At 38.3% G+C, this 4,053-nt stretch carries 5 protein-coding genes and 1 pseudogene; 2 read left to right on the forward strand and 4 right to left on the reverse strand.

The annotated features are described in order from the left end of the window. From ACILQF_RS11310 to ACILQF_RS11320, 3 genes and pseudogenes are all read right to left on the reverse strand, one after another. Positions 1 to 822, reverse strand: an 822-nt coding sequence (locus ACILQF_RS11310; protein WP_395627515.1) for an anhydro-N-acetylmuramic acid kinase, incomplete at its 3' end; no start/stop codon positions are given. A 47-nt stretch (positions 823 to 869) separates the two neighbouring features. Continuing rightward, positions 870 to 1,397 (reverse strand): ribosome maturation factor RimM, encoded by a 528-nt coding sequence (gene rimM / locus ACILQF_RS11315; protein ID WP_395627516.1) that lies wholly within the window; start codon positions 1,395 to 1,397, stop codon positions 870 to 872. A gap of 327 nt (positions 1,398 to 1,724) precedes the next feature. Further along, positions 1,725 to 2,261 (reverse strand): annotated as a pseudogene (locus ACILQF_RS11320) (30S ribosomal protein S16); the annotation flags it as partial. A gap of 105 nt (positions 2,262 to 2,366) precedes the next feature. Here ACILQF_RS11320 and ACILQF_RS11325 point away from each other — a divergent pair. Together ACILQF_RS11325 and ACILQF_RS11330 are read left to right on the forward strand one after the other, a co-directional pair. Continuing rightward, complete coding sequence (locus ACILQF_RS11325) at positions 2,367 to 2,900, forward strand: 5'(3')-deoxyribonucleotidase (RefSeq protein WP_395627517.1); 534 nt, start codon at positions 2,367 to 2,369, stop codon at positions 2,898 to 2,900. An 84-nt stretch (positions 2,901 to 2,984) separates the two neighbouring features. Beyond that, complete coding sequence (locus ACILQF_RS11330; RefSeq protein ID WP_395627518.1) at positions 2,985 to 3,314, forward strand: heavy metal-binding domain-containing protein; 330 nt, start codon at positions 2,985 to 2,987, stop codon at positions 3,312 to 3,314. 43 nt (positions 3,315 to 3,357) lie between these two features. Here the strand turns inward: ACILQF_RS11330 and lpcA are convergent, their stop codons facing one another. Then, the gene (lpcA, locus tag ACILQF_RS11335) at positions 3,358 to 3,924 is read right to left on the reverse strand and encodes a D-sedoheptulose 7-phosphate isomerase (protein WP_395627519.1); all 567 of its coding nucleotides are present in this window, start codon (positions 3,922 to 3,924) and stop codon (positions 3,358 to 3,360) included. Positions 3,925 to 4,053: the final 129 nt, after the last annotated feature.

Below are 4,053 nucleotides of genomic sequence, written 5' to 3' on the forward strand. Positions count from 1 at the left end.
TAAACTAAAGAGTTCTGGACCGGTAGTTTTAAGGTATCCAGCTCTAAAAAAATCATGATCAAACAGCGATTTCAATAGTTTTTGATTCACTTTTCCACTTGATGCGATCGCTCCATCCTGATCGAAATACTTTCCGGGGTAGTTCAGTTGAACGAACTGATCCATGAGCGTATTTCCCGGTCCAACATCCGAAGAAAAAAATTCGGTTGAATACTCAGAGGGAAGGAATGTGAAATTGGAGATGCCACCAATATTGAGCATGATGCGGTTTTCACCAGGATTCGAGAAAAGCAAATAATCGCCATAAACTGACAGGGGAGCGCCTTCACAACCTGCAGCCACATGCTTTTGTCTAAAATCACTGATGGTAATTATTCCAGTACCCGTGGCAATATGATCGCCATCGCCAATTTGAAGCGTTGCATTAGAATAGGAATCTGCTGCACGCTGATGTTTAGGTGCATGAAAAACGGTTTGTCCGTGACTAGCAATCAAGTCGATTTCCTCAGAAGAAAGACCCCAATCGCTTAAACTTTTAAGTATAAGCTCTGCATAATGACTTCCTATAAAAGCATTTAAAAGAGTAAGCTTCTCAAAATCAACAGTTTTTTTTGCAAAAACAGATTTAAGATCTTCTTTGAACTCGGGAGGGTACGAATCGCTTACAAAATTTAAAACTTTAACGCGAGTCTCTAATCCACTCCCACTAAATTCACATAAAGCAATATCAAGTCCGTCAAATGATGTTCCAGACATCAATCCTATAATTTTCCGGACTGGTTTGTTGGCAATTGCAAAAAGGGAGCTAATATTTGGATTCATAATTCTCTATAAAAATAGAAAATTAATTAAAAGGCCTTAATTAAATATTAAGACTCTAGATAAAGATCAATCAAACCTTCAGGAAGGTCGACTTTAAGGATTCCATTTTCCTCATCGATCTCCACAATAAGATCATCATTTAGGGGAAACATGATCTCTTTAAATTTATAGGAAACAACCGCCACAAACTGCTGTGGATATTCATGAATTTCTATAATCTCACCCAGCTCACCAGCGGTTTCATCATGCACAATAAAACCTTTAAGATCGGTAATCAGGAATTCATCATCCTGCCTCACCGGCTTTAAATTATTGGGTAGGTAAAGCTTTTTCCGGATAAGTGTTTGCGCCTTTTCAATGGTATCAATATCATCGAAATAAAAATTACCGGTCTGGTTATTCTGTAATTTATACGCTGAGATAAAGAAAGGTACCAGCTTGCCATTGATATCGGCAAAAACTGAATCAAGAGGAAGGTCTGCAGGTTCATCATATTCAAAATAAACCTGTACCTCGCCCTTTAAACCCTTGGTTTTAGTGATATAGCCTATATAAAAACAATCCTCAATCTTCATAGCGGTAAAACAGGAACGTCATTGCTGATGTACCTTTTTGAGTTTTCAATAAAGAAAACACATCGGTCAACATCTGCAATGACGTTATTTATTTTAATGATTTAACAGAAACTAGACTGCCTTTTCGTCAGATGGAGCTTCTTCAGTTGCTTCTGCTGCAGGAGCTTCTTCAGCTGCTTCAACTTCTACTACTGGTGCTACCTCTTCAACTACAGGAGCCTCTTCAGCCACTGGTGCTGCTTCTTCAACTACAGGAGCCTCTTCTGCTACTGGCGCAGCTTCTTCAACTTCAGCAGATGCTTCAACTTCAGCAACCGGTGCTGCTTCTTCAGCAGAAACTTCAACTTCAGCAGCTTCTTCAACTTCTGGAGCTTCTTCAACTACGGTTTCCTCAACCTCTGGAGCAGGAGTATTTTTGGCAATAATTGCAGCCGCCATTTCTTCCTTCTTTTTGGCTTCAGCTGTTAAAGTAGCTTTTTTAAGCTCTTCTTTAGATTTAGTAAGAATATCCTTCTTTCCTTCAATCTTACCGGCTTTTCCTTCTAACCACTGAGCAAATTTTGCTTCTGCTTGTTCTTCAGTTAAAGCGCCTTTTTTAACACCACCTTCAAGATGTTTCTTGTATAAAATACCTTTGTATGAAAGTATTGCACGACAAGTATCTGTTGGCTGAGCTCCTTTGTTAACCCAATCCAATGCCTTTTCGAAATTAATTTCAATTGTAGCCGGATTTGTGTTTGGATTATAAGAACCTATTCTTTCGATGAATTTACCATCTCTTGGAGCACGAGCGTCTGCTACCACTACGTGATAAAAAGGTTTTCCCTTTTTACCGAATCTTTGCAATCTGATTTTAGTTGCCATTTTTCAAGTTTTATGTATTCAACATATTCCCGGAGTCTATTCTGCGGGGATGCAAAGATATTAAAAAAATAACATTTAAAAAATGGATTTCACTATTTTTGAGACATGTCTGAAAGAAAACCTCGAATTGCAGTGGATATGGACGAAGTTATTGCTGATCCACTATCCAAATTTATTAGTCTTTATAATCGTGATTATGGTATTCCACTTGATCTTCAAATACTTCCGGGTAATGAAGTCTACCATCATGTGCCTGAAAATATTAAAATGAAAATATGGGATTATATCAATGAAAAGGGCTTTTTTAGAGATCTGCCAGTACTGCCCGACAGTGTGGAAATACTAAAAAAGCTTCAGGAAAAATATGATATTTTTATTGTTTCTGCTGCAATGGAATTCCCGAATTCACTTCAAGATAAGTATGAATGGCTCGAAGAACATTTTCCCTTTATCGGATGGCAAAATATTATCTTTTGCGGTCATAAAATCGTAAATGTTGACATTCTGATTGATGACCGCATCAAAAACTTTGCAGATTTTAATGGCAGAAAGCTACTTTTCTCTTCCCCTCATAACCTGTTATTGACCGGATACGAACGGGTAAATAGTTGGAAAGAGGTGGGGGAGAAATTGTTATAAAAATACATTTCATATCTCCCAAATAATCCATTACATTAGTAGTTTAACAAAACATCCATTTATCATCAAAAAATATAAAAAGCTATGATAGTAGTCACAACAGGCGAATTAGAAGGTAAAAAAGTCGTAAAATACATTGGCATAGTAACCGGTGAGGCAATTATTGGTGCAAACATTGTCAAAGATTTCTTTGCAGGTATCAGAGATATCGTAGGCGGAAGATCCGGATCCTACGAAGAGGGCTTACGCGAAGCAAAAGATATTGCCTTACGCGAAATGCAAGAGCAGGCCACTCGTTTAGGAGCAAATGCCATTCTTGGAGTTGATCTTGATTATGAAACTATAGGCAGCAATGGAAGCATGCTCATGGTTTCTTCTTCAGGTACAGCGGTGATTGTGGAGGATCGAAATTAAGTTTTCGTATCTACTCGAAAAAGCTGGAATATTTGAATCAGATTTAAATCTCTGACTCTACATAATCAATTAAAGAATGAATGACTTTAATATGGATTTCTTGTGCCCTATCAGCGTATTTTGATTGGGGTGCACGAATTTCCACATCGCAAAGACCCGCCATAAGCCCACCATCTTTACCGGTCAGTCCGATCACTTTCATTCCCTTAACTCTAGCAACCTCAATAGCCTTCAATACATTCTCAGAATTTCCGCTGGTGCTGATTGCAAAAAGAACATCGCCCTTTCGTCCGATAGCTTCAACCATTCTCGAAAAAACAAAAGCATAGCCATAATCATTTGCAACGCAACTTAGGTGTGATGGATCTGAAATGGCAATAGCAGGTAATGCTGGGCGATCATTTCTATACCTTCCTGAAAGCTCTTCAGCAAAGTGCATCGCATCACTCATCGAACCGCCATTACCACATGAAATAATTTGTCCGCCTGATTTTATCGCATCCACAAGTATTTTTCCCGCCGATTCAATACTTACAAAGGTATCGGGCGTAGAAATAAAAGCATCAAGAACTTCTCTGGCTTCTGTAAAGTGTTGTTTAATTCTTTCCATTAGGGTTTAATATTTTATAAACAGCTCCATTATTACCTTTGGGACCAACTTCCTGATTTGTAAGAATATACAGCTCTGCGTCATTATCCTCGGCAAAGCCCAGTATTTTTAAATTCGCCGAAGGTTTAT

It is taken from the genome of Daejeonella sp. (genome assembly GCF_044232565.1).
Lineage (GTDB): Bacteria > Bacteroidota > Bacteroidia > Sphingobacteriales > Sphingobacteriaceae > Daejeonella.

Coding starts and splice junctions, on each gene's coding strand:
- rimM (WP_395627516.1), bottom strand. CDS start 1,397: ATGAAGATTGAGGATTGTTTTTATATAGGCTATATCACTAAAACCAAG.
- ACILQF_RS11325 (WP_395627517.1), top strand. CDS start 2,367: ATGTCTGAAAGAAAACCTCGAATTGCAGTGGATATGGACGAAGTTATT.
- ACILQF_RS11330 (WP_395627518.1), top strand. CDS start 2,985: ATGATAGTAGTCACAACAGGCGAATTAGAAGGTAAAAAAGTCGTAAAA.
- lpcA (WP_395627519.1), bottom strand. CDS start 3,924: ATGGAAAGAATTAAACAACACTTTACAGAAGCCAGAGAAGTTCTTGAT.